We start from the raw sequence: 23445 nt of genomic DNA, 5'->3' as shown, positions 1-23445 counted from the left end.
CCGGCCAGGCCTCCTCAGCCCGCCCGGCGCGCGAAGCGCGTGGCCAGCGCGCTCGCCACCATCGCCGCGAGCAGTCCGGCGAAGCCGGCCCAGTGCAGCGAATCCATGGCGCCGCGCGCGATCAGCCAGCCCCCGGTGGCGGCGCCGATCGCCTGTCCCGCGTACATCGCCGAGGAGTTGAGCGCCACCGACGCAGCGGCGAGCGCCGGCGCCACGGCCACCAGCCGGGCCTGCTGGGCCGAATTCGACGAGAAGCAGCCCAGGGCCCACGGCACGCTCACGAGGGCTGCCAGCCAGAACGTGGTGCCGAGCGAAAACAGCAGCAAGCTCACGGCCATGAGGGCGATGCCGGCCATCACGGCGCGCGCGGCGCCGACGCGGTCGATCGTGCGGGACATGACGACGTTCCCCAGCAGGCCGAACGCGCCGAACCACATGAAGTACAGGCTCAGCGCCGTCGGCGAGAGGTCCAGCTTCTGGCGGAAGTAGGGGGCGAAATACGAGAACTGCACGAACTGCCCGGCCGCATACAGCACCGTCACCAGCACGCAGGTCATGAGCGCGCGCGAGCGGAAGGTCTCGGCCCAGGCGGCGCGGGACAGGGCGGCCGGACGAACGCCGTCGGGCATCGCGCGCCACACCCACAGCGCGCTCACCGCACTCATGGCGGCGACGACGCCGAAGGCGCTGCGCCAGCCGAGCGTGCCGCCCACGTACGCGGCTATCGGCATGCCCAGCACCGAAGCGACGGACCAGCCCAGGAAGATGAAGGTGATCGCGCGCCCGCGCTGGTCGGGCGGCACCAGCAGGCCCATGCACGCCGCGGCCTGCGGCGTGAAGATCGCGGGTGACACCAGCGCAAGCACCCGCAGCACGAGCAGGCTGCGGAAGTCCGGTGCGAAGGCGCAGGCCAGGTGCAGCAGCGCGTACCACACCATGGAGAGGGCCAGCAGCCGGCGGCGGTCCCATCCGGCCACGAGGGCGGCGCACAGCGGCGCGCCCACGCACATCAGCACGGCACCGGCGGAAATGAGCACGCCCGCCGTGGCCACGGGCACCCCGAGGCCGGAGCTGATCTCGTTGAGCGTCCCCGCCACGGTCATGACCCCGCTGCCGATGACGAAATTGCCGAACAGCATCGGCCACAGCACCGCGGGCAGGCGGTCGGTGGCAGGCGAGGCCGTCAGGGTGGTGGAGGACATGGGTCGTGGCGGGCGGGGCCGCCCATCTTCGCCGAATCGAATAACCCCAGGAGCCTGCGCAGGCTTGTTTTCCTGCCGCCGGCTCCTAGCGCCGTACCTGCAGCGCGCCGGGATTGACGATGTTGGTGGGCGTGCCCTTGATGTAATTCACCACGTTGTCGAAGGCGGCGCCGAAGTACAGCTCGTAGCTTTCCTGCTCCACGTAGCCGATGTGCGGCGTGCAAATGCAGTTCTCCAGCCGCAACAGGGCGTGGCCTTGCAGGATGGGTTCGCTCTCGAACACGTCGATGGCCGCCATCCCGGGCCGGCCACGGTTCAAGGCGGCGATCAGCGCTTCCGGCTCCACCAGTTCGGCGCGCGAGGTGTTGACGATCAGCGCCGTCGGTTTCATGCGATTGAGGTCCTCCAGCTTCACGATGCCGAAGGTCTCCTCGTTCAGGCGCAGGTGCAGGCTGAGCACGTCGCTTTCGGTGAAGAGCGCATCCCGGCTCGGCGCCGCGATGAGGCCGTCCGACTCCGCCTTCGCGCGCGACTCGGGACTGCCCCAGACCTGCACGCGCATGCCGAACGCCTTGCCGTAACCGGCCACCAGCTGGCCGATCTTGCCGTAGCCCCAGATGCCGAGCGTCTTGCCCCGCAGCACCATGCCCACGCCGAAGTTGGGCGGCATGGACGCCGCCTTCATCCCGGACTGCTGCCAGGCCCCGTGCTTGAGGCTGGCGATGTACTGCGGCAGGCGGCGCATGGCCGTCATGATGAGCGCCCAGGTCAGTTCGGCGGGCGCGATCGGCGAACCGACGCCTTCTGCCACCGCAATGCCGCGCTCGGTGCACGCCTCGATGTCGATGTGCGCGCCGACGCGGCCCGTCTGCGAGATCAGCTTCAGGCGCGGCAGCTTCTCGATCAGCTGGCGGCTGATGGCGCTGCGCTCGCGGATCAAGACAATCACATCCGCGTCGCGCAGGCGCACGGAGAGTTGGCCGATGCCCTTGACGGTGTTGGTGAAGACCTTGGCCGGGTAGGCCTCCAGCTTGGACGCGCACTGCAGCTTGCGGACGGCGTCCTGGTAATCGTCGAGGATCACGATGTTCATTCCCTCGATTGTGCCTTGGCTCCCGGCCGCCGCCGCTGCAGGGCTCGCGCAGGAGCGCTAGCATCCACGCTTTCCCAACAGCAGGAGCGCCTCGATGGCCATTTCGATGTACACCGCCAGTGTCCCCGTCTTCCAGCACATGCTGCGCAACCTCTCGCACATCCTGGACAAGGGCGAGGCAAGCGCTCAGGCCCGCAAGTTCGAACCGGCCGTGCTGGCCACGGCGCGCCTGGCCCCGGACATGCTGCCCTTCACCCGGCAGATCCTGATCGCCTGCGACGCCGCGAAGAACGGCGTCGCGCGCATCGCAGGCATCGAAGCGCCCAAGTTCGAGGACAACGAAGCGACTTTCCCCGAGCTGAAGGCGCGCATCCAGAAGACGCTGGCGTTCCTGGAGACCGTGCCCGCCGCGAAACTGGAGGGCACGGAGAACAAGGAAGTGACTTTCCCCGTCGGCCGTGACGCCACCCGGACCATGACCTCCCAGGCCTACCTCACCACCTGGGTGCTGCCCAATTTCTTCTTCCACGTGACGACCGCGTACGCGATCCTGCGGCACAACGGCGTGGACCTGGGCAAGGCGGACTACCTGGCCGGCGCGCAGCGCTGATCGCCACGGCCGCTGGCGCCCTTGGCGCCAGCGGCACCCGAGCGTGGCCTCAGCGCCATCCGACTGCGGAGCGCAGCGCGGTGGGCTCATTGCCTGCCTCCAGTGCGGCGAGCCGGTCGAGCTCGGCGCACACATCGGCGAGACGTCCGGAAATCACCATGCGGCCCGCGACCGTGCGCGGGGCGCTCGGCTCCACGACGCGCACGACCCGCAGCGGCGTGGCGGCCCTGGCCGTCGCCGCTTGCGCAGGCGCGCGCGAGGGCAGGGTCGCGCTCGGCTGCGGCCGGGGTGAGAACCAGTAGACCAGCGATTCGACGGCGGTGAACAGCTTGGTGAGCGGGAGGAAAAGTGCGTTTGCCATGTGACAGCTCCTTCGGTGCAGGACACAGGCAGGATTCACTCGGACATGCGGCGGCCGCAGGGTGATGGCGATGCCCGCCATACGCCTGCCACCTGCGATCGCCGCGGGGGGTTACATGAGCATGGTGTTGCGGATGAGGCCGACGGCCACGCCCTCCACCTCGAAGGGCTCCCCGGGCTCCACCACGATGGTGGGGTAGTCCGGGTTCTCCGCATGCAGCTCGATGAGGTGCTTGTTGCGCCGGAAGCGCTTGACGGTGACGTCGTCGCCGAGGCGCGCGACGATGATCTGGCCGTTCTTCGCGTCCTTGGTGGACTGCACTGCGAGCAGGTCGCCGTCCATGATGCCGGCGTCGCGCATGGACATGCCGCGCACCTTCAGCAGGTAGTCGGGGCGCCGCTGGAACAAACCGCTCTCGACGTAATAGGTCTGGTCGACGTGTTCCTGCGCGAGGATGGGCGAGCCCGCCGCGACCCGGCCCACCAGGGGCAGGGCCAGCTGGGCCAGGCCTTGCAGCGGCAGCTGGAACTGCTTGATGCGCGACTCGTGGATGGAGCGCAGGGCTTCGCTCTGCAGGCGGATGCCGCGCGAAGTGCCGCTCACCAGTTCGATCACGCCCTTGCGCGCGAGCGCCTGCAGGTGTTCCTCCGCCGCGTTGGCCGACTTGAAGCCGAGCTCCGCCGCGATTTCCGCCCGTGTAGGCGGCGCACCCGTGCGCGCGATGGCGCTCTGGATCAGGTCCAGAATCTGTTGCTGGCGGGGCGTCAGCTTCGGTGTGTCCATCATCGCGGGCTCCTCGGGAGGCACTGTGTTGATATCCAGTATCTGTATTTTTGAACAGTTTGGCCGGGAATGCAAGTGAGGCAAAGAACAATCGTGGTCCTCGGCACCGGCGGCACCATCGCCGGGCGCGCCGCGTCGGCCCAGGACAACCTGGCTTACCGGGCTGGCGAGGTCGGCGTGGCGGACCTGCTCGCGGGCGTCACGCTGCCCGAAGGCGTGGCGGCGCAGTGCGAGCAGGTCGCGCAGATGGACAGCAAGGACATGGACTTCGCGACTTGGTGCGCGCTGTCCGAGCGCTGCGCGCACTGGCTCGCGCAGCAGGACGTCGACGGCATCGTGGTCACGCACGGCACGGACACGATGGAGGAGACCGCGTTCTTCCTCCAGTGCGTGCTGGCACCGGTGAAGCCGGTCGTGCTCACGGGCGCGATGCGCCCCGCCACTTCAGCGGCAGCGGACGGCCCGCAGAACCTCGTCGATGCGATCGCCGTTGCCGCATCGCCGCTGGCGCAAGGCGTGTGCGTGGCGTTCGCCGGCGGGGTGCATTCCGCGGCGGATGTGCAGAAGCTGCGCAGCTACCGGCTGGATGCGTTCGCCTCGGGCGACGCCGGTCCGCTGGCCTGGATCGAAGAGGGGCGCCTGCGCGTGCTGCGGGCCTGGCCGCAAGGCGTCGCGCTGCGCAGCGCGGCGTCGCTGCCGCTGTCGCCGCAGTGGCCGCGCGTGGAGATCGTCTTCAGCCATGCAGGTGCGAGTGGCGCGCTGGTGGACGCGCTGGTGCGCGACGGCGTCGCGGGCCTCGTCGTTGCAGCCACCGGCAACGGCACCGTCCACGAGGCGCTGGAGGAGGCGCTGATGCGCGCCCAGGAGCAAGGGGTGGCCGTGCGGCGCGCGAGCCGCTGTGCGGAGGGGCGCGTGCCGCCGCAGCCTGGCGATCGCCTGCCTGGGGCCGACGGACTGTCGCCGGTCAAGGCGCGGATCGCGCTGATGCTCGAGCTGATGAAGTGAGGCGGGCGCGGCCTCGCAGTGGCTGCGCCGCGCGAAGCGGCCCGTGCCCGCCGGTGCGCCGGCGAATCAGTTCCCGCCGAGGGCGGCCAGTGCACGCGCGGTGATCTCTTCGACGGTGCCGAGCCCGTCGATCTTGCGGACCTTGGGCGCGTTCTGCGGATCGGCCTTGGCCCAGTTCGCGTAGTAGTCCACCAGCGGGCGCGTCTGGTCGGAGTAAACCTGCAGGCGCTTGAGCACCGTCTCCTCGCGGTCGTCGTCGCGCTGGATCAGTGGCTCGCCCGTGACGTCGTCGACGCCCTGCATGCGCGGCGGGTTGAACTTGACGTGGTAGGTGCGCCCCGAGGCGGGGTGCGAGCGGCGGCCGCTCATGCGCTCCACGATGGCGGCGAAGGGCACGTCGATCTCCAGCACGTAGTCGATCTTCACGCCGGCGGTCTTCATCGCCTCGGCCTGCGGGATCGTGCGCGGGAATCCGTCGAACAGGAAACCGCGCGCGCAGTCCGCCTGGGCGATGCGCTCCTGCACCAGCCCGATGATGATGTCGTCGCTCACGAGCGCACCCGAGTCCATGACCTTCCTGGCTGCCAGCCCGAGCGGCGTGCCGGCCTTGACGGCGGCGCGCAGCATGTCGCCCGTGGAGATCTGCGGGATGCCGTACTTCTGGCAGAGAAAGGTGGCCTGTGTTCCCTTGCCGGCGCCTGGCGCGCCCAACAGGATCAGTCTCATGGGGTCCTCGGATGGAGTTTTGGAATCGCTCGCGGCGCTGCGGGCAGCGCCTCCCGCGCCGCCGTCGCACCTGTTGCCGCGGAGGATATCACGCACCCCCTCCGTGGAACTGACAGCGGAGGGCTCAGCCGGCCGCGAAAAACGAGCGCACGCGCTCCAGGTCCTCGGGGGTGTCCACGCCCGCGCCGGGATCGTCCGGCGTCACGTGCACCGCGATCCGATGCCCGTGCCAAAGGGCCCGCAACTGCTCCAGGGCCTCGCAACTCTCTACCGGCGCTTGCGGCAGGCGCGGGAAGGTGCGCAGGAAGCCCGCGCGGTACCCGTAGATCCCGATGTGGCGCAAGGGTGCGGGCTCGGGCAGGGCGGTGATGCCGGCCGCGAAGCCGTCGCGCCACCACGGGATGGGCGCGCGGCTGAAGTAGAGCGCGAGGCCGTCGGACTGCAGCACCACCTTCACGACGTTCGGGTTGCGGAACTCCTCGACGCTCGCGATCGGGTGCGCGGCCGTGCTCATGCTCGCATCGCGGCGCCGCTCCAGCAGGTGCGCCACGGCGTCGATCAGCGCCGGGGCTATCAGCGGCTCGTCGCCCTGCACGTTGACCACGACGTCGTCGTCCTGCAGGCCCAGGAGCTCGCAGGCTTCGGCCAGGCGATCGCTCCCCGAGGGATGATCGTTGCGCGTGAGGACGGCGCGCACGCCGTGGCGGCTGCACGCGTCGGCGATGCGGGGGCTGTCGGCGGCGACCACCACCTGCGCGGCTTCCGACTGCTCGGCGCGCTGGGCCACGCGCACCACCATCGGCACGCCGGCGATATCGGCCAGGGGTTTGTCCGGCAGGCGCGTGGAGGCCAGCCGCGCGGGGATCAGGACCGTGAAACCCACGCTACACCAGCGGCGTGCGCGCGGGCAGGCGCTCCAGTTCCTCGTCGGACAGCGTGCGCGCTTCTTCCTCCAGCAGGATCGGGATGCCGTCGCGGATCGGATAGGCGAGCCGCGCGCTGCGGGACAGGAGTTCCTGGCGTTGACGGTCGTAGTCCAGGGGGCCCTTGGTGACCGGGCACACCAGCAGCTCAAGCAGGCGAGGATCCATGCAGGGATGATAGCCGGGCGTCCAGCAGCCGATCGAACTCCTGCCAGAACGCGGTCGGGATGCGCACCTCCAGCGGCACCGCCCAGGCATCGGGCCGGATGCGCCACAGCTTCACCGCGTCCTTCTCCGTGCACAGGAGCGTCGCCTGCGCCGGTACGCCGGACAGGCCGGCGAAATCGTGGTGGTCGGGAAAGGGGTGGTTGGCGGCGAGCGTGAGGCCAGCGGCGCCCAGCATCGTGAAGAAGGCTCCGGGCTGCGCGATGCCGGCGAGCGCGTGCACCGGTGTGCCGCGCAGGTCGGCCAGCGCGATCATGCTGCCATCCGCGCGCACGGCGTGCGCTGCGAGGCGTCGCTCCATGGCGTAGCCGGGCACTCCTGCCGGATGCCCGTGCTGCAGCACCAGGTCCACCGGACGCGGCCAGGGTTCGCGCAGCGGCCCGGCGGGCAGCAGCCAGCCGTTGCCGATGCCACGCGCGTCGAAGACGCAGATTTCGACGTCGCGCACGAGCGCGTGGTGCTGCAGGCCATCGTCGCTCACGATGACCCGCGTCGCCGGATACGCACGCAGCAAGGCCCGTCCCGCCTCCGCGCGGCGCGGCGCCACGAAGACGGGCGCACCGCTTCGCTGTCGCACCAGCAACGGCTCGTCGCCCGTGCCCTCCGGCGCACTGTCGGCGAGGACTTCGCGGCAGTCCCTGGCGCTGCGGCCATGGCCGCGCGACACGACACCGGCGGCAAGGCCCCGCGCGGCCAGATGCTCGAGGACGGCCAGCACGACGGGTGTCTTGCCGGCGCCTCCGGCCACGACGTTGCCCACGACGATGACGGGCACCGGCAGCTGCTCGCGATGTTTCCATCCCGCGGCGTAGCAGTGCCGGGCTAGCGCGGCAAGCGCGCCGTAAACCAGCGACACGGGATAGAGCAGCCGCGCCACCGCGCCGCGGCGCAGCCAGGCGCGCTGCAGCGCGCTCACTTGTGGCCGGCCTGCGCGGAAGACTGCGTGGCGAACGTGATCTGCGTCAGGCCGATGCGGCGTGCCGCTTCCATCACGGTGATCACCGACTGGTGCGTGGCCGTCGCGTCGGCGCTGATGATGACGACCGAGTCCTTGCCCGCCTTGGCTGCGTCGGAGAGCGATTCCGCGAGCGAGTCCGGCGTGCGGCCATCCACCGCCTGCTTGTTCACCATGTAGTGCCCGTCGGCCGAGACGGCGACGATCACTTCGCGCGGGTAATCGCGCTGCGCGTCGGCGTCGGCCACCGGCAGCTTCAGCTGCATCTCGGTGAACTTGCTGTACGTGGTGGTGAGCATCAGGAAGATCAGCACCACCAGCAGCACGTCGATGAACGGGATCAGGTTGATCTCCGGTTCATCCTTGACGCGGGGACGGAAGTTCATGCGCGGCGCAGGTGGTTCAGGTGGCGCACGAAGCGTTCCGCCGCGAGCTCCAGGGTCAGCAGGTACTCGTCGACCCGGCCGCGGAAGTAGCGCCAGAAGATCAGGGCGGGGATCGCCACGATCAGCCCGAAGGCCGTGTTGTAGAGCGCGACCGAGATGCCGTGCGCGAGCTGTGCCGGGTTGGCGCCGGTGGCGCCGCCGGCTGCGCCCTGCGAGCCGAAGATCTCGATCATGCCGATCACGGTGCCCAGCAGCCCGAGCAGCGGCGCGGCGGAGGCCACGGTGGCCAGCGCATTGAGGTAGCGCTCCAGGCGGTGCGCGACGGCGCGCCCGGTGCTCTCCATGTTGGCCCGCAGGTCCGCCTCGGTGCAACGCGGGTCGGAGTTCAGGGCGCGGAAGCCGCTCGCCAGGACTTCACCGAGCGCCGAGTTCTGCTCGAGCTGGCGGACGACATCGGGCGCGGGCACCGAGGTCCGCGAGACGGCGAGCGCCTCGTCCAGCAGGCGCGGAGGCGCGACGCGGGCGGTCTTGAGGCTCAGGAAGCGTTCGATGATGAGGGCGAGGGCGAGGATGGAGCAGGCAACGAGCGGCCAGATCGGCCAGCCTGCGGCTTGTATGATCGAAAGCAAACGGGTCCTCCGCCGGGGTCTCTACTGCTGGAACGAGCGCTTGCGCGCATCGTGTGCGGCGGATTATGGCGGACGTTTGCACCTGTAGGACTCTGGTCCGCTCCCGTAGGACTTCGCCGCGTGGCCGTAGGACGACACTCACAAAATGTGTGGATAACTTTGTTGAGAAGCGGCCCTCCCCAGCCTCCCGGCCCGCGCCAATGCTCGCGCATGACAGAACGATGACGAAATGAGCAGGAAAAAAGCCTTTCGAATCAAGCACTTGCTCGGAAGAATCAGCATCCGCACGGGCACCGGCCGCTCGTTCACCCAAACATGCGCGCTGTGGATGAATTTCCATCGGGTTTACCCGGAGAGGCGGTCGATTTGCTGACGGACGGAGTCCCCGCAGCCGGCGGACGCCGGGTGTGGGCCGTCGGGGCGCTCTGCCGCGCCGTCGCGGACGCACTCGAGACCCGCTTCAATCCCGTCGCGGTCCGCGGCGAGATCACGGGCTTCTCGCGCGCGGCCAGCGGCCATTGCTACTTCGCCTTGAAGGACCCGCAAGGCCAGGTGCGCTGCGCGATGTTCCGCCGTTCCGCGAGCCTGCTCGATTTCGCGCCACGCGATGGCGAACTCGTCGAAGTGACCGGCCGGCTCGGCGTGTACGAGGCACGAGGCGACCTGCAACTCGTCGTCGAGGGCATGCGGCGCGCAGGTCAGGGCGCGCTGTTCGAGCAGTTCCTGCGCCTGAAGGCGAAGCTCGAGGCCGAAGGCCTGTTCGACGGCGCGCGCAAACGCGATCTGCCCTTGCTGCCCCGAGGCATCGGCATCGTGACGTCGCTCGGCGCTGCCGCCTTGCACGACGTGGTGACCTGCCTGCGGCGACGCGCGCCCCACATTCCGGTGGTGCTCGCGCCCGCAGCGGTGCAGGGGTCCGGTGCGCCGGCCGAACTGGTGTCGGCGCTGCGATCCCTGTACCGCGCAGCCGAAGCGGGACAGCTGGACGTGATCCTGCTGGTGCGCGGCGGCGGCTCCATCGAGGACCTCTGGGCCTTCAACGACGAACAGGTCGCGCGCACGATCGTCGCGAGCCCCGTGCCGCTGGTGAGTGGCGTGGGCCACGAGACCGACTTCACCATCGCCGATTTCTGCGCCGACCTGCGTGCACCGACGCCCACCGCTGCCGCGGAACTCGCGGCCCAGCCGCAGGAAACCTGGCTCGCCGCGCTGGGCATGATGCAGGAGCGCCTGCATGAGGCGGCCCTGCGCCGCATCGACCGTGCCAGCCAGCGGCTGGACCAGGCGGCGGCGCACCTCGGGCGTCCCTCGGCGCGCACGGCCCAGCAACACCTGCGCATCGAGCGCCAGGCTCAGCGCTTGCGCTTCGCGGTCGCGGCGCGCCTGCAGCGTGCGAACGACCAGCTCCTCGCCGCCGGCGAGCGCGTCCGCGCCAGCGCGGCTGCGCGCATCGAGCGGTCCGGGCGCCAGTGCGAACGCCTCGAACTGCGCCTGAAGCTGCTCGATCCGCGGCTGGTCCTGCAGCGCGGCTACGCGTTGCTCACCGACGCGACCTCGGGCCACATGATCACGAGCGTGACGCAGGCCCATGCGGGGCAGGCGCTGCGTGCCGCCCTTGCGGACGGCGAGGTTGATCTCCAGGTGCGCGCTCCGGCGGCGCAGAATCGTCCCTAGAATCGCGCTTCGAACCACAACCCCACCGAGGAAGAAGATGGAACACGTCCTGCCCCCGCTGCCTTACCCGATCGACGCCCTGGCGCCGAACTACTCGAAGGAGACGCTCGAGTACCACTACGGCAAGCACCACGCCGCCTACGTGACGAACCTGAACAACCTGCAGAAGGGGACCGAGTTCGAGAACATGCCGCTGGAGGACATCATCAAGAAGTCCTCGGGCGCGATCTACAACAACTCCGCCCAGGTGTGGAACCACACCTTCTTCTGGAACTGCATGAAGCCCAATGGCGGCGGCGAGCCCACAGGCGCGGTGGCCCAGGCGATCACCAGCAAGTGGGGCAGCTACCAGGCCTTCCGCGACGCCTTCGTGAAGTCCGCGGTCGGCAACTTCGGTTCCGGCTGGACCTGGCTGGTGAAGAAGGCGGACGGCAGTGTCGACATCGTCAACACCGGTGCCGCAGGCACGCCGCTGACGACCGCCGACAAGGCGCTGCTGACCGTCGACGTGTGGGAACACGCGTACTACATCGATTACCGCAACCTGCGCCAGAAGTTCGTCGAGACCTATCTCGACAAGCTGGTGAACTGGGACTTCGTCGCGAAGAACTTCGGCTGATCCGCCGCACGCGATACATGCCAGGGGCCGCAGCTGCGGCCCTTTTTCATTGTGCGGCTCGCGGCACGGGATGCCGCGGGCGCGGAGCTCACGCGCTCCCGCGTGCGCGCGTCACTTGAAGGGCGGGCCTTCGAGCTTCGCGCCGGCCTTGATGCCCTTCTTGCTGAACCAGCCCTGGTTCATTTCCAGGACGTAGCGCACGGGCTTCACGGAGCAGTGCGAGTCCAGCGTCTGCGGCTTCATCTCGTCGATGTTGACGATGGTGCCGTCGTCCGCCACGAACGCCACCGACAGCGGCAGCAGCGTGTTCTTCATCCAGAAGCATTGCTGCGACGGGTACTCGAAGACGAACAGCATGCCCTCGTGCTGGGGCATCTCCTTGCGGAACATGAGCCCGGTCATGCGCTGGTCGTCGGTCGCGGCCACCTGGGCGTCGATGACGTGCATCCCAGCCATGAGCTTCACGCGGGGCAGGTTGGTCTGGGCTTCCTGGGCGAAAGCAGCGGCGGCGAGCAGGGCGACCGCCAGGGCGATGAACTTCTTCATGGGCGTATTCTCATGCCGCCAAGAAAAATGCCCGCGCACAGGCGGGCATCGTGAGGCGAGCCGTGGCTCAGCTCTTCTTCTCTTCCTTCTTTTCTTCCTTCTTGGCGGAAGACTTCTTGGCCTTCTTGGAAGACTTCTTCTCGGCCTTCTTTTCGACCTTGGCTTCGGGCTTCGCGCCAGAGGCGGCGGCGGCCGGCGCGTCGGCGGCGAAGGCGGTGGAAGCGGCGAAAACGGTAGCGACCAGGGCGGCCAGCAGCTTGCTCATGAGAGTCCTTTCGAGGTGGATGTGGTTTCTTTTGTGCCACCCCGAAGCGGGCTGGCCCTACCGTAACGGCGCGCGTGACGGCCGGGTTGACAGCTCGTTTGCAGCACGCGCCCGATTCGGCGACCGCCCATGAAAAAGCCGCCCGGAGGCGGCCTTTCGATGTAGCAGGAAAGCAGTCGGATCAGGACTTCTTTTCTTCGGCCTTGGGGGCGGCGGCCTTCTTGCTGTCCTTCTTCGCGACCTTCTTGTCGGCCTTCTTCTCGGTCTTGGCGGCGGCCTTTTCTTCCTTCTTCTCGGTCTTCGCGGCAGCCTTCTCTTCCTTCTTCGCGTCGGCCTTCACTTCCGCCTTGGCGGCGGGCGCGGCGGGGGTCGCGGGGGTGGCCGGGGTGGCCTGGGCGAACACGGCGGCGGAGAACAGGCCGGCGATGAGAACGGCGAGGAGCTTGGTCATTTGGATTTCCTTCGGAGCTATCGTTGTGGAATGTGCCTGATGATTCAGACCCTCCGCCAACGCGGCAGTCACGCGGCCGGTTGACACGCAGGTTGATACGCAGCAAGGAGGCCGCAGTGCCCCGGGGCTAGAATTCGCGCGTTCGCTGCCGCCGCCCGGCGCGAAGACGACGACCGAATTCTTTTCTCCCGCCGGAGACGCCCATGGCCTACCAGCACATCCAGGTCCCCTCGCAAGGCGAGAAGATCACGGTCAACGCCGACATGTCCCTGAACGTGCCGGACGAGCCGATCATTCCCTTCATCGAAGGGGACGGCACCGGCGTGGACATCACGCCCGTCATGCTCAAGGTGGTCGATGCGGCCGTGGCCAAGGCCTATGGCGGCAAGAGGAAGATCCACTGGATGGAGATGTACGCCGGCGAGAAGGCGACGCGCATCTACGGGCCCGATGTGTGGCTGCCGGACGAAACGCTGGCGGCCTCGCGCGAGTACGTGGTCTCCATCAAGGGGCCGCTGACCACGCCGGTCGGCGGGGGCATCCGTTCGCTCAACGTCGCCCTGCGCCAGGAGCTGGACCTGTATGTCTGCCTGCGCCCCATCCAGTACTTCAAGGGCGTGCCCTCGCCGCTGAAAGAGCCGGAGAAGACCAACATGGTGATCTTCCGCGAGAACTCGGAAGACATCTACGCGGGCATCGAGTACGAGGCGTACAGCGACAAGGCGAAGAAGCTCATCGCCTTCCTCACCAAGGAGATGGGCGTCACGAAGATCCGGTTCCCGGACTCGTCGGCCATCGGCATCAAGCCGGTCTCCGTCGAAGGCACCGAGCGGCTGGTGCGCAAGGCCTTGCAGTACGCGATCGACAACAACAAGCCGAGCGTCACGCTGGTCCACAAGGGCAACATCATGAAGTTCACGGAAGGCGGCTTCCGGGACTGGGGCTACGCGCTGGCGAAGAAGGAGTTCGGCGCGGTGGAGATCGACGGCGGCCCGTGGTGCAAGCTGCGCAACCCGAAGACCGGCAAGGACATCATCGTCAAGGACGCGATCGCGGACGCCTTCCTGCAGCAGATCCTGCTGCGGCCCGCGGAGTACAGCGTCGTGGCGACGCTCAATCTCAACGGGGACTACATCTCCGACGCGCTCGCAGCCCAGGTCGGCGGCATCGGCATTGCGCCCGGCGCCAACCTGAGCGACTCGGTGGCGATGTTCGAGGCCACGCACGGCACCGCGCCCAAGTACGCGGGCAAGGACTACGTCAACCCCGGCTCCGAGATCCTGTCGGCCGAGATGATGCTGCGGCACATGGGCTGGACCGAAGCGGCCGACAAGATCATCTCCTCGCTGGAGAAGTCCATCCTCTCCAAGAAGGTCACCTACGACTTCGCCCGCCTCATGGAAGGCGCGACGCAGGTCAGTTGCTCCGGCTTCGGCCAGGTGATGATCGATCACATGTGAGCGAAGTCCCGGCCGACCTGGCCCTGCAGGAAAGCCGCCCCTGTGGCGGCTTTTTGCCGCGCCCCCATGCCGCAGGTCATTCATCTGATGGCGCGTGCTCCCATCTCGTAAAATGGCGGGGTCGCGTCCTGACGACCCGCGACCTCACCCCAACTTCCTGAGAGACATCCCTTGGCTGCCGACCGTTCGAAGATCATCTACACGCTCACGGACGAAGCTCCGTACCTGGCGACGCACTCGTTCCTGCCCATCGTCCGCACCTTCGCCGCGGCGGCCGGCATCGACGTCGTGGAGAGCGACATCTCCGTGGCCAACCGGATCCTGGGCGAGTTCCCCGAGTGCCTGAAGGACGACCAGAAGGTGCCCAACTCGCTCGCCGAACTGGGCCGCAAGACGCTGCAGCCCGATGCGAACATCATCAAGCTGCCGAACATCAGCGCCTCGCAGAACCAGCTCGTGGCGGCGATCCGCGAACTGCGTTCCAAGGGCTACATGGTTCCCGAGTACCCGGAGAACCCGAAGACCGACGAAGAAAAGGCGATCCGCCAGCGCTACGCCAAGGTGCTGGGCTCGGCGGTGAACCCGGTGCTGCGCGAGGGCAACTCCGACCGCCGCGCGCCCAAGGCGGTGAAGGAGTTCGCGCGCAAGCATCCGCACAGCATGGCGGAGTGGAGCCCGGCGTCGCGCACCCACGTGTCGCACATGACGCACGGCGACTTCTACGCCGGCGAGAAGTCCATGACCCTGGACAAGGCACGCGACGTCAAGATGGAGCTGATCACGAAGTCCGGCAAGACCATCGTGCTCAAGCCCAAGGTCTCGCTGCTGGAAGGCGAGATCATCGACTCGATGTTCATGAGCAAGAAGGCCTTGCTCGCGTTCTACGAACAGCAGATCGAGGACGCGCACAAGACCGGCATCATGTTCTCGCTGCACGTGAAAGCGACCATGATGAAGGTATCGCACCCCATCGTGTTCGGCCACGCCGTGCGCATGTTCTACAAGGACGCCTTCGCCAAGCACGCCAAGCTGTTCGACGAACTGGGCGTCAACGTGAACAACGGCATGGCGAACCTGTACGAGAAAATCGCCACGCTGCCGGAATCCAAGCAGGACGAGATCAAGCTGGACCTGCACAAGTGCCTGGAGCACCGCCCGGCGCTGGCCATGGTCGATTCCGCCCGTGGCATCACCAACTTCCATTCGCCCAACGACGTGATCGTGGACGCCTCGATGCCGGCCATGATCCGCCAGGGCGGCAAGATGTACGGTGCCGACGGCCGCCTGCACGAGGTGAAGGCGGTGATCCCCGAGTCGACCTTCGCGCGGATCTACCAGGAGATCATCAACTTCTGCAAGTGGCATGGCGCCTTCGACCCGAAGACGATGGGCACCGTGCCGAACGTCGGCCTCATGGCGCAGCAGGCCGAGGAATACGGCTCGCACGACAAGACCTTCGAGATCCCCGAGGACGGCGTCGCCAACATCACCGACCTGGCCACCGGCGAGGTGCTCCTCACGCAGAACGTGGAGCAGGGCGACATCTGGCGCATGTGCCAGGTCAAGGACGCGGCGATCCGCGACTGGGTGAAGCTGGCCGTCACGCGCGCCCGCAACTCCGGCATGGAAGCGGTGTTCTGGCTGGACAACTACCGGCCGCACGAGGCGGAGCTGCGCAAGAAGGTCGAGAAGTACCTGAAGGAACACGACACCACCGGGCTCACCATCAAGGTCATGAGCCAGGTGCGCGCGATGCGCTACACGCTCGAACGCGTCATGCGCGGCAAGGACACGATCAGCGTCACCGGCAACATCCTGCGCGACTACCTGACCGACCTGTTCCCGATCATGGAGCTGGGCACCAGCGCCAAGATGCTGTCGATCGTGCCGCTGATGGCGGGCGGCGGCATGTACGAGACGGGTGCGGGCGGCTCCGCGCCCAAGCACGTGCAGCAGCTGGTCGAAGAGAATCACCTGCGCTGGGATTCGCTCGGCGAATTCCTGGCGCTGGCCGTGAGCCTGGAAGACGAAGGCATCAAGACCGGCAACAACAGGGCAAAGATCCTCGCGACGGCGCTCGACGCCGCCACTGGCAAGCTCCTGGAGAACAACAAGAGCCCGTCGCCCAAGACCGGCCAGCTGGACAACCGCGGCAGCCAGTTCTACCTCACGCTCTACTGGGCGCAGGCCCTGGCCGCGCAGACCGACGACGCCGAGCTGGCGGCGCGCTTCGCGCCGCTGGCCAAGGCGCTCGCCGAGAGCGAGAAGCGCATCGTCGAGGAGCTCAATGCGGTGCAGGGCAAGCCGGTGGACATCGGTGGCTACTACCTGCCGGATCGCAAGAAGGTCACGGCCATCATGCGCCCCAGCGAGACCTTCAACGCCGCGCTCGCGAAAGTGAGCTGAGCCCGCGGCCCCGGTGCGCCGGTCGTGGCGCGCCGAGGGTCACGCGCCTGACGGAAAGCCGCCTCCGGGCGGCTTTACTTTTGCTGCATGCGCGCAACGTGGGTTCGCCGGCGCGTGAGGTCTTCCACGGCCGCTGCGAGTGCGCTTTCTTACAGCTGCTCCTGCGGCTGAGGCACCGCGTACCGTCGGGGGTATCACTCGAGAAAGTTGGGAACCATGCGCCGCTTCATCCTCCTCGCCGCCGCCGCCGTGGTGTTCGCGGCACCGGCCGCCCGCGCGCACGGCCATGACGACGAACATGAGCATGGCCACGGACACGGCTGGGGTCATGGCGACAAGGAGGAGTACTGGGACGGGAACTGCCGGGTCGAACGCAAGTGGAAGCACGGCGAGATGGAAGAAAAGCGCAAATGCCGCGCGCCGGAGACCGTCGTCGTGGTGCCCGCGCAGCCGGCGCCGCCGCCCCAGGTGGTCTATGTGTACCCGCCCTGGATCGTGCGCCAGCAGAACGAGTACGTGTACGCGCCGCAGTACCAGCCCCAGCAGGTCGTCACAGGGGTGAGCTACTGCCACAGCGAAGCCGTGGGCCAGGTGCTCGGCGGCGTGGTCGGCGGTGCGCTGGGCAGCCAGATCGGCCGCGGGAACGGCCGGACGGCGGCCACGATCGGTGGCGCCATTGCGGGCGTGCTGGTCGGCGGCGACGTGGGCCGGCGCATGGATGCTGGCAACCAGGCCTGCCTGGGCCAGGTGCTGGAGGTGGCGCCGGTCAACCACCGCGTGCAGTGGGTGGAAGGCCCGTCGACCTACGTCGTGGTGCCCGCCCAGGCCGTCATGCGGCACGGCACCTACTGCCGTCCCTACACGGTCGAGGTCCGTGGCCCGCACGGCGTGCAGCACACCAGGGGGAACGCGTGCCGGCGCGGCGACGGGGTCTGGATCGCCGCCTGACGCGAACGAAGCCGCCCTCGGGCGGCTTTTTCACAGGTGAACCGGACTGCGCGACGCTCGCCGGCGCGAGGATGACCGTGCGCGCAGGGCGCGCTACGGCAAGCTCACTTGCTGGCGTGGTCGTTGCCGTGGCTGGCGGCGTGGAACTGCGGCGCGCGCACCTTGGGCTGGCGGGGCGGGCGCTCGCCGGCCGAGGCGGGCTGGGTCTGGATGGGGCCCGGCTGGGCCTGGATGTTCTGCGCCAGCTGCCCCTTGGGGCCCTGCTGGATGTCGAAGCTGACGCGCGAGCCCTGTTTCAGGGTCTTGAAACCGTCCATGGCGATCGCCGAGAAATGGGCGAAGACATCGGAGCCGCCGCCGTCGGGCTCGATGAACCCGAAGCCCTTGGCATCGTTAAACCACTTGACTGTGCCGGTCGCCATGATGCGCGCCCCTACTCTTTGTTTCCCTCGGAGCGCGCGAGTGTCCTTGAGAACCGCCCAAGTGTCAATATTTTCACTTAGTCGTGGCCAAGTGTTGGCCGCCGTTGGGGTGACCCCGGCGGCGTGGCTCTTTTTGTGGGAAAGGGGCAGCGCGATGCGCCTTGTCGCTTGAATGTGACGGGACCGTCACCAATTCACCTTGCATCGTCCGGTGCGATTCACCGTCGATAGAATGATTTTCATGGCCAGTCAGACACCTCTTCCTCCTCCGGCCGGTCCCGTCATCCGGCCGTCGGACGACGGTGGCGACTCGGTGGTCGCAGAGCGGAAAACCCAGAAGACCAAACCCCCGCAGATGTACCAGGTCGTCATGTTGAATGACGACTACACGCCCATGGAATTCGTGGTGGTGGTCATTCAGGAGTTTTTCAACAAGGATCGCGAGACGGCTACCCAGATCATGCTGAAGATCCATCTGGACGGCAAAGGCATTTGCGGCGTCTATTCCAGGGACGTCGCGGCCACCAAGGTCCAGCAAGTCCAGGAGGCCGCCCGCCAGGCGGGCCACCCCCTGCAGTGTTTGAGTGAACCGGCCGACTGAGCCGGCCTCGAAGGAAGTAGAGTAAGAGTGAACGACAGGCAGAAGGAACCCTCATGATTGCCCAGGAATTGGAAGTCAGCCTCCACATGGCCTTCGTGGAAGCGCGTCAGCAGCGCCACGAGTTCATCACCGTGGAGCATCTCTTGCTGGCCCTGCTGGACAATCCCAGCGCGGCCGAAGTGCTGCGCGCATGCAGTGCCAACATCGACGACCTGCGCAAGTCGCTGGCCAACTTCATCAAGGACAACACGCCCCAGGTCGCGGGCACGGACGACGTGGACACCCAGCCGACGCTGGGCTTCCAGCGCGTCATCCAGCGCGCGATCATGCACGTGCAGTCCACCGGCAACGGGAAGAAGGAAGTCACCGGCGCCAACGTGCTGGTCGCCATCTTCGGCGAGAAGGACTCGCACGCCGTGTACTACCTGCACCAGCAGGGCGTCACCCGCCTCGACGTGGTGAACTACATCGCGCACGGCATCAAGAAGAGCGACCCGCCGGAGCCCGCCAAGAGCGGCGAGAACGCTTCGTCCGAAGAGGGCGAGGGCGGCGAGAAGAACGAGAAGGCATCGCCGCTCGAACAGTTCACGCTCAACCTGAACCAGTCCGCCAAGGACGGCAAGATCGATCCGCTGATCGGCCGCGAGTACGAGGTCGAGCGCGTGATCCAGATCCTGTGCCGCCGCCGCAAGAACAACCCGCTGCTGGTGGGCGAAGCCGGCGTGGGCAAGACCGCCATTGCCGAAGGCCTGGCCTGGCGCATCGTGCAGAAGGACGTGCCGGAGATCCTCGCGGACTCCACGGTGTACTCCCTCGACATGGGCGCGCTGCTGGCCGGCACCAAGTACCGCGGCGACTTCGAGCAGCGCCTGAAGGGCGTGCTGCGCTCGCTGAAGGACCGCCCGAACGCGATCCTCTTCATCGACGAGATCCACACGCTGATCGGCGCCGGCGCCGCCTCGGGCGGTACGCTGGACGCGTCCAACCTGCTGAAGCCGGCGCTCTCGAGCGGCGCGCTCAAGTGCATCGGCGCGACCACGTTCACCGAGTACCGCGGCATCTTCGAGAAGGACGCGGCCCTGTCCCGTCGCTTCCAGAAGGTCGACGTGGTCGAGCCGAGCGTGGAGCAGACGATCGAGATCCTCAAGGGCCTCAAGAGCCGCTTCGAGGAGCACCACAGCGTCAAGTACGCCGCCGGCGCGCTGCAGGCCGCCGCGGAACTCTCGGCGAAGTACATCAACGACCGCCACCTGCCGGACAAGGCCATCGACGTGATCGACGAGGCCGGCGCCGCCCAGCGCATCCTGCCGGTGAACAAGCGCAAGAAGACCATCACCAAGGGTGAGGTCGAGGAGATCGTGGCGAAGATCGCCCGCATTCCGCCTGCATCCGTGTCGAGCGACGACCGCGGCAAGCTCCAGAACCTGGAGCGGGACCTGAAGTCGGTGGTGTTCGGCCAGGACAAGGCGCTGGAAGTGCTGGCGGCGTCCGTGAAGATGGCGCGCTCCGGCCTCGGCCGCGGCGACAAGCCGATCGGCGCCTTCCTGTTCTCCGGCCCCACGGGCGTCGGCAAGACGGAAGCGGCGAAGCAGCTGGCCTACATCATGGGCATCGACCTGATCCGCTTCGACATGTCCGAGTACATGGAGCGGCACGCGGTGTCGCGCCTGATCGGCGCGCCTCCGGGCTACGTCGGTTTCGACCAGGGCGGCCTGCTCACCGAAGCCATCACGAAGAAGCCGCACGCGGTGCTGCTGCTCGACGAGATCGAGAAGGCGCACCCGGACATCTTCAACGTGCTGCTGCAGGTGATGGACCATGGCACGCTGACCGACAACAACGGGCGCAAGGCCGACTTCCGCAACGTGATCATCATCATGACCACGAACGCGGGCGCCGAGACCATGAACAAGGCGACCATCGGCTTCACCAACGAGCGGCAGACCGGCGACGAGATGGCCGACATCAAGCGCCTGTTCACGCCGGAGTTCCGCAACCGCCTGGACGCGATCGTGAGCTTCCGTGCGCTGGACGAGCAGATCATCCTGCGCGTCGTCGACAAGTTCCTGCTGCAACTCGAGCAGCAGCTGTCGGAGAAGCGCGTGGAGGTCACGTTCACCGACGGCCTGCGCAAGTACCTGGCGAAGAAGGGCTTCGACCCGCTGATGGGCGCCCGCCCGATGCAGCGCCTGATCCAGGACACGATCCGTCGTGCGCTGGCCGACGAACTGCTGTTCGGGCGCCTGACCGAAGGTGGCCGCCTCACGGTGGACATCGAGGTGAAGACCGACGAGAAGGGCACCGAGACGCCGGACGTGAAGCTGGACATCCTTCCGCTGCCGAAGAAGGAAGGCAAGGCCAAGCCGGAGCCGGAGGAAATCTCCACCGACGGCCAGTAAGCCTCGCGCTTCGCGCCACACCAAGCCGCCTTCGGGCGGCTTTTTTTTCGCTTCGCATCGCTGGGGTTTCGCTTCGCTCCACCGCCAGCCTACGAAGACCCAACCGTCGCCGCCAGTAGCCCGTAGGCTGGCGGTGAGCGTAGCGAACCCCAGCGATGCCGCAGGCCGTTTACAAACCCGAAACCATCGCGACACGGCACTTGCCCGCTGAGCATGTTTAATTCCGCCATGACTCCCGCAGCCATCGCCCTCAACCGCTTCGGACTCGGTGCGCGCCCAGACGACGCCGTGCCCGGGGACGCGAAATCCTGGTTGCTCGCGCAGTTCAAGCGCTACGAGCCCTTGCCCGCGCCGTGGCAGGCGCAGCCGCGCACGCCGGTGGTGTGGAACGCGCTGGTCGCGCAGCAGCGCGAGGTGCGCACTGCGGCCGCCAGCGAGAAGCAGGCGGCGCAGCAGGCCTTCCGGCGCGAGTCGCGCGACGACTACCTCGCCGCCGTCGGTGCGCGCGCTGCGAGTGCGCTCGCCACGCCGGCGCCCTTCGTCGAGCGCCTGGTGCACTTCTGGGCCAACCACTTCGCGGTCTCCGTGGACAAGGTGGCGGTGCTCGGACTGGCCGGCGCTTTCGAGGCCGATGCGATCCGCCCGAACGTGCTCGGACGCTTCGAGGACCTGCTGCTCGCGGGCGTGCGGCATCCGGCGATGCTGCTGTACCTGGACCAGGCCGCGTCCATCGGCCCGCAGAGCCCGCAGGCCTTGCGCGTGGCCGAACGCCAGCCGGCCCGCCGCCGCGGGCTCAACGAGAACCTGGCGCGCGAGATCATGGAGCTGCACACGGTGGGCGTGCGCAGCGGCTACACGCAGGCGGACGTGACCGAGTTCGCGCGCGCGCTCACGGGCTGGAGCGTCGCGGGGTTGGGCGGCGCCGAGGCGCATGCGGACGGCGAGACGCCCTTCCAGTTCCGTCCCATGCTGCACGAGCCGGGGGCGCGCACCGTGCTCGGACGCAGCTATGGCGAGCCCGGCGAGCAGCAGGCGCGTGCCATCCTGCACGCGCTGGCCACCGCACCCGCGACTGCGCAGCACATCGCTGCCAAGCTGGCGCGCCACTTCGTCGCCGACGAGCCGCCGCCGCCCCTGGTGGAAAAGCTGGCAGCCGCCTTCACGCGCAGCGGGGGCGACCTGCCCACTGTGTATCGCACCCTGGTGGACGCGCCCGAAGCCTGGCAGCCGCAGCCCGCGAAGTTCAAGTCACCGTGGGAGTGGTCGGTCTCCAGCCTGCGCGCGCTCGGCCGCCACGACGTGCCGGCGCTGCAGGCGGCGAACCTGCTGAACCAGCTGGGGCAGCCGGTCTGGAAACCGGGCTCGCCCGCGGGCTACGACGACATCGCCGCGACCTGGGCCGCGCCCGACGCGCTGGTGCGTCGGGTCGAAGTGGCGCAGCGCCTCGCCGCGCAGGCCGGCGACGCGGTGGACGCGCGCTCCCTGGCGCCGCGCATCCTTCCGGGCAGCCTCACGCAGGCGACCGCCACCGCCGTGGCCCGTTCAGAAAGCCCGGCCGGCGCACTTGCCCTGCTGCTGGTCTCGCCCGAATTCCTCCGGAGATGACGATGCTCCTGCCCCGCCGCACCTTCCTCGCCGGCGCCGCCGGCGTGCTGGCCGCCCCGCGCATGCTGTTCGCGCAGGCCGCCACCGACCGCCGCTTCGTGTTCATCATCCAGCGCGGCGCCGCCGACGGCCTGCACACGGTCGTGCCTTATGCCGACCCGGCGTACGCAGCGCTGCGCGGTGCGCTCGCGATCGATCCCGCGTCCGCGACGAAACTCGATGGCAGCTTCGCGCTGCATCCCTCGCTGCAGGAGTTCGGCCGCCTGTACACCCAAGGCCAGGCGCTGTTCGTGCACGCGGTCGCCTCGCCGTACCGCGACCGCTCCCACTTCGACGGCCAGAACGTGCTCGAAAGCGGCGGCACCGCGCCGTACCAGCTCAAGGACGGCTGGATGAACCGCCTCGTGCGCCTGCTGCCCCAGCGCGGCAAGGAGGCGATCGCGTTCGCGCCCACGGTGCCGCTCGCGCTGCGCGGCGCGGCCGAGGTGAGCTCCTATGCGCCGTCGGCGCTGCCCGCCGCGAACGAAGACCTGTTGCTGCGCGTGCAGCAGCTGTACGAGGGCGATGCGCAGCTGCATGCGCTCTGGTCCGCCGCCATGGACGCGCAGAACATGGCCGGTGCCGCAGGGCAGGGCGGCAAGCGCCAGGACCCGGCGGAGCTCGGGCGCGTCGCTGCCAACTTCCTCGCGCAGCCGCAAGGTCCGCGCATCGCGATGATCGAGACCGGTGGCTGGGACACGCACAGCGCCCAGGCGCCGCGGCTGGCCGCGCAGTTGCGCAACCTGGACGCCCTGGTGGCGGCGCTGCGCGAGGGGCTGGGCGCGGCATGGCAGCAGACCGTGGTGCTGGTCGCGACCGAGTTCGGCCGCACCGCCGCCGCGAACGGCACCGGCGGCACCGACCACGGCACGGCCTCGGCCGCGCTGCTGGCGGGCGGCGCGGTGCAAGGCGGACGCGTCATTGCGGACTGGCCCGGCCTGGCGGCGAGCGCGCTGTACGAAGGCCGCGACCTGCGGCCGACGCAGGACCTCGATGCACTGATTGCGGCGACGGCCGCCGATGCGTTTGCGCTGGACCGCGACCGCGTGGCCCGTGCGCTGTTTCCCGAGATGCGTGCCGGCCGCGCCTTGCCGCGCCTCGTGCGCGCCTGA

The 23445-nt window shown here is 68.3% G+C and carries 24 protein-coding genes and 2 pseudogenes; 11 read left to right on the top strand and 15 right to left on the bottom strand.

The genetic code is table 11. The features are described from left to right. Positions 1 to 14: 14 nt before the first annotated feature. Complete coding sequence (locus tag JJB11_RS17565; RefSeq protein WP_201174254.1) at positions 15 to 1202, bottom strand: MFS transporter; 1188 nt, start codon at positions 1200 to 1202, stop codon at positions 15 to 17. Between the two features lie 85 nt (positions 1203 to 1287). Further along, a complete protein-coding gene (locus JJB11_RS17560; RefSeq protein ID WP_201174252.1) occupies positions 1288 to 2295 on the bottom strand; it encodes a D-2-hydroxyacid dehydrogenase family protein in 1008 nt (335 codons plus the stop codon). A gap of 94 nt (positions 2296 to 2389) precedes the next feature. Here JJB11_RS17560 and JJB11_RS17555 point away from each other — a divergent pair, with 94 nt between their 5' ends. Further along, a complete protein-coding gene (locus JJB11_RS17555; RefSeq protein ID WP_201174250.1) occupies positions 2390 to 2905 on the top strand; it encodes a DUF1993 domain-containing protein in 516 nt (171 codons plus the stop codon). 49 nt (positions 2906 to 2954) lie between these two features. Here the strand turns inward: JJB11_RS17555 and JJB11_RS26110 are convergent, their stop codons facing one another. Both JJB11_RS26110 and lexA read right to left on the bottom strand, forming a co-directional pair. Then, positions 2955 to 3266 carry a hypothetical protein gene (locus tag JJB11_RS26110; RefSeq protein WP_201964917.1) on the bottom strand — a complete coding sequence of 104 codons (312 nt, stop codon included), beginning with the start codon at positions 3264 to 3266 and terminating at the stop codon, positions 2955 to 2957. Between the two features lie 111 nt (positions 3267 to 3377). Next, positions 3378 to 4052, bottom strand: a complete 675-nt coding sequence (gene lexA / locus JJB11_RS17545) for a transcriptional repressor LexA (protein ID WP_201174248.1) — start codon at positions 4050 to 4052, stop codon at positions 3378 to 3380. Between the two features lie 66 nt (positions 4053 to 4118). On the opposite strand from lexA, the gene JJB11_RS17540 reads away from it, so the two are divergent. Then, positions 4119 to 5054 carry an asparaginase gene (locus JJB11_RS17540; protein ID WP_201174246.1) on the top strand — a complete coding sequence of 312 codons (936 nt, stop codon included), beginning with the start codon at positions 4119 to 4121 and terminating at the stop codon, positions 5052 to 5054. Between the two features lie 66 nt (positions 5055 to 5120). On the opposite strand, the gene adk is transcribed toward JJB11_RS17540, so the two are convergent. From adk to JJB11_RS17510, 6 genes are all read right to left on the bottom strand, one after another. Beyond that, positions 5121 to 5780, bottom strand: coding sequence for an adenylate kinase (gene adk / locus JJB11_RS17535; RefSeq protein ID WP_201174244.1), 660 nt, complete (start codon positions 5778 to 5780; stop codon positions 5121 to 5123). Between the two features lie 124 nt (positions 5781 to 5904). After that, positions 5905 to 6663: a 3-deoxy-manno-octulosonate cytidylyltransferase gene (gene kdsB / locus JJB11_RS17530; RefSeq protein WP_201174242.1), complete on the bottom strand. Its 759-nt coding sequence runs from the start codon at positions 6661 to 6663 to the stop codon at positions 5905 to 5907. A gap of 1 nt (position 6664) precedes the next feature. Next, positions 6665 to 6871: a Trm112 family protein gene (locus tag JJB11_RS17525; RefSeq protein WP_201174240.1), complete on the bottom strand. Its 207-nt coding sequence runs from the start codon at positions 6869 to 6871 to the stop codon at positions 6665 to 6667. Next, a complete protein-coding gene (gene lpxK / locus JJB11_RS17520) occupies positions 6852 to 7844 on the bottom strand; it encodes a tetraacyldisaccharide 4'-kinase (RefSeq protein WP_201174238.1) in 993 nt (330 codons plus the stop codon). Before lpxK ends, JJB11_RS17525 begins: the two co-directional genes overlap by 20 nt. Continuing rightward, positions 7841 to 8269 carry an ExbD/TolR family protein gene (locus JJB11_RS17515; RefSeq protein WP_201174237.1) on the bottom strand — a complete coding sequence of 143 codons (429 nt, stop codon included), beginning with the start codon at positions 8267 to 8269 and terminating at the stop codon, positions 7841 to 7843. Before JJB11_RS17515 ends, lpxK begins: the two co-directional genes overlap by 4 nt. Then, positions 8266 to 8898, bottom strand: coding sequence for a MotA/TolQ/ExbB proton channel family protein (locus JJB11_RS17510; RefSeq protein WP_201174235.1), 633 nt, complete (start codon positions 8896 to 8898; stop codon positions 8266 to 8268). The genes JJB11_RS17515 and JJB11_RS17510 overlap by 4 nt, the downstream gene beginning before the upstream one ends. A gap of 369 nt (positions 8899 to 9267) precedes the next feature. Between JJB11_RS17510 and xseA the strand changes: the two genes are divergently transcribed. Then, entirely contained in the window at positions 9268 to 10572 is a 1305-nt protein-coding gene (gene xseA / locus JJB11_RS17505) for an exodeoxyribonuclease VII large subunit (protein WP_377372022.1), read from the top strand. 37 nt (positions 10573 to 10609) lie between these two features. Continuing rightward, the gene (locus tag JJB11_RS17500) at positions 10610 to 11191 is read left to right on the top strand and encodes a superoxide dismutase (protein ID WP_201174232.1); all 582 of its coding nucleotides are present in this window, start codon (positions 10610 to 10612) and stop codon (positions 11189 to 11191) included. A gap of 111 nt (positions 11192 to 11302) precedes the next feature. Here the strand turns inward: JJB11_RS17500 and JJB11_RS17495 are convergent, their stop codons facing one another. The 3 genes from JJB11_RS17495 to JJB11_RS17485 form a co-directional block, all read right to left on the bottom strand. Continuing rightward, entirely contained in the window at positions 11303 to 11737 is a 435-nt protein-coding gene (locus JJB11_RS17495) for a DUF192 domain-containing protein (protein ID WP_201174231.1), read from the bottom strand. Between the two features lie 67 nt (positions 11738 to 11804). Beyond that, on the bottom strand, positions 11805 to 12002 hold the full coding sequence (locus JJB11_RS17490) for a hypothetical protein (RefSeq protein WP_201174229.1): 198 nt from the start codon (positions 12000 to 12002) through the stop codon (positions 11805 to 11807). A 181-nt stretch (positions 12003 to 12183) separates the two neighbouring features. Then, a complete protein-coding gene (locus tag JJB11_RS17485; protein WP_201174228.1) occupies positions 12184 to 12453 on the bottom strand; it encodes a hypothetical protein in 270 nt (89 codons plus the stop codon). Positions 12454 to 12656: 203 nt separating this feature from the next. On the opposite strand from JJB11_RS17485, the gene icd reads away from it, so the two are divergent. The 3 genes and pseudogenes from icd to JJB11_RS26105 form a co-directional block, all read left to right on the top strand. Continuing rightward, positions 12657 to 13913 carry an NADP-dependent isocitrate dehydrogenase gene (gene icd, locus JJB11_RS17480; protein WP_201174227.1) on the top strand — a complete coding sequence of 419 codons (1257 nt, stop codon included), beginning with the start codon at positions 12657 to 12659 and terminating at the stop codon, positions 13911 to 13913. A 171-nt stretch (positions 13914 to 14084) separates the two neighbouring features. Further along, the gene (locus JJB11_RS17475; protein ID WP_201174225.1) at positions 14085 to 16319 is read left to right on the top strand and encodes an NADP-dependent isocitrate dehydrogenase; all 2235 of its coding nucleotides are present in this window, start codon (positions 14085 to 14087) and stop codon (positions 16317 to 16319) included. Between the two features lie 216 nt (positions 16320 to 16535). Then, positions 16536 to 17015, top strand: a pseudogene (locus tag JJB11_RS26105) (glycine zipper 2TM domain-containing protein); the annotation flags it as partial. Positions 17016 to 17176: 161 nt separating this feature from the next. Here JJB11_RS26105 and JJB11_RS26670 read toward each other — a convergent pair. Continuing rightward, the gene (locus JJB11_RS26670) at positions 17177 to 17257 is read right to left on the bottom strand and encodes a hypothetical protein (RefSeq protein WP_201174350.1); all 81 of its coding nucleotides are present in this window, start codon (positions 17255 to 17257) and stop codon (positions 17177 to 17179) included. 234 nt (positions 17258 to 17491) lie between these two features. Beyond that, a pseudogene (locus JJB11_RS26100) lies at positions 17492 to 17689 on the bottom strand (cold-shock protein); the annotation flags it as partial. 241 nt (positions 17690 to 17930) lie between these two features. On the opposite strand from JJB11_RS26100, the gene clpS reads away from it, so the two are divergent. The 4 genes from clpS to JJB11_RS17440 all read left to right on the top strand — a co-directional run bounded on the left by clpS (position 17931) and on the right by JJB11_RS17440 (position 23445). Next, a complete protein-coding gene (gene clpS, locus JJB11_RS17455; RefSeq protein ID WP_201964914.1) occupies positions 17931 to 18290 on the top strand; it encodes an ATP-dependent Clp protease adapter ClpS in 360 nt (119 codons plus the stop codon). 53 nt (positions 18291 to 18343) lie between these two features. Further along, entirely contained in the window at positions 18344 to 20689 is a 2346-nt protein-coding gene (gene clpA, locus JJB11_RS17450) for an ATP-dependent Clp protease ATP-binding subunit ClpA (protein WP_201174221.1), read from the top strand. Positions 20690 to 20917: 228 nt separating this feature from the next. After that, positions 20918 to 22294, top strand: a complete 1377-nt coding sequence (locus JJB11_RS17445; RefSeq protein WP_201964913.1) for a DUF1800 domain-containing protein — start codon at positions 20918 to 20920, stop codon at positions 22292 to 22294. A 2-nt stretch (positions 22295 to 22296) separates the two neighbouring features. After that, a complete protein-coding gene (locus tag JJB11_RS17440; protein WP_201174219.1) occupies positions 22297 to 23445 on the top strand; it encodes a DUF1501 domain-containing protein in 1149 nt (382 codons plus the stop codon).

The organism is Ramlibacter ginsenosidimutans (assembly GCF_016654015.1).
Taxonomy (GTDB): Bacteria; Pseudomonadota; Gammaproteobacteria; order Burkholderiales; family Burkholderiaceae_C; genus Ramlibacter; species Ramlibacter ginsenosidimutans.
The sequence above is the reverse complement of the archived record's forward strand: the minus strand, read 5'-3'. Positions and strand labels throughout refer to the sequence as shown.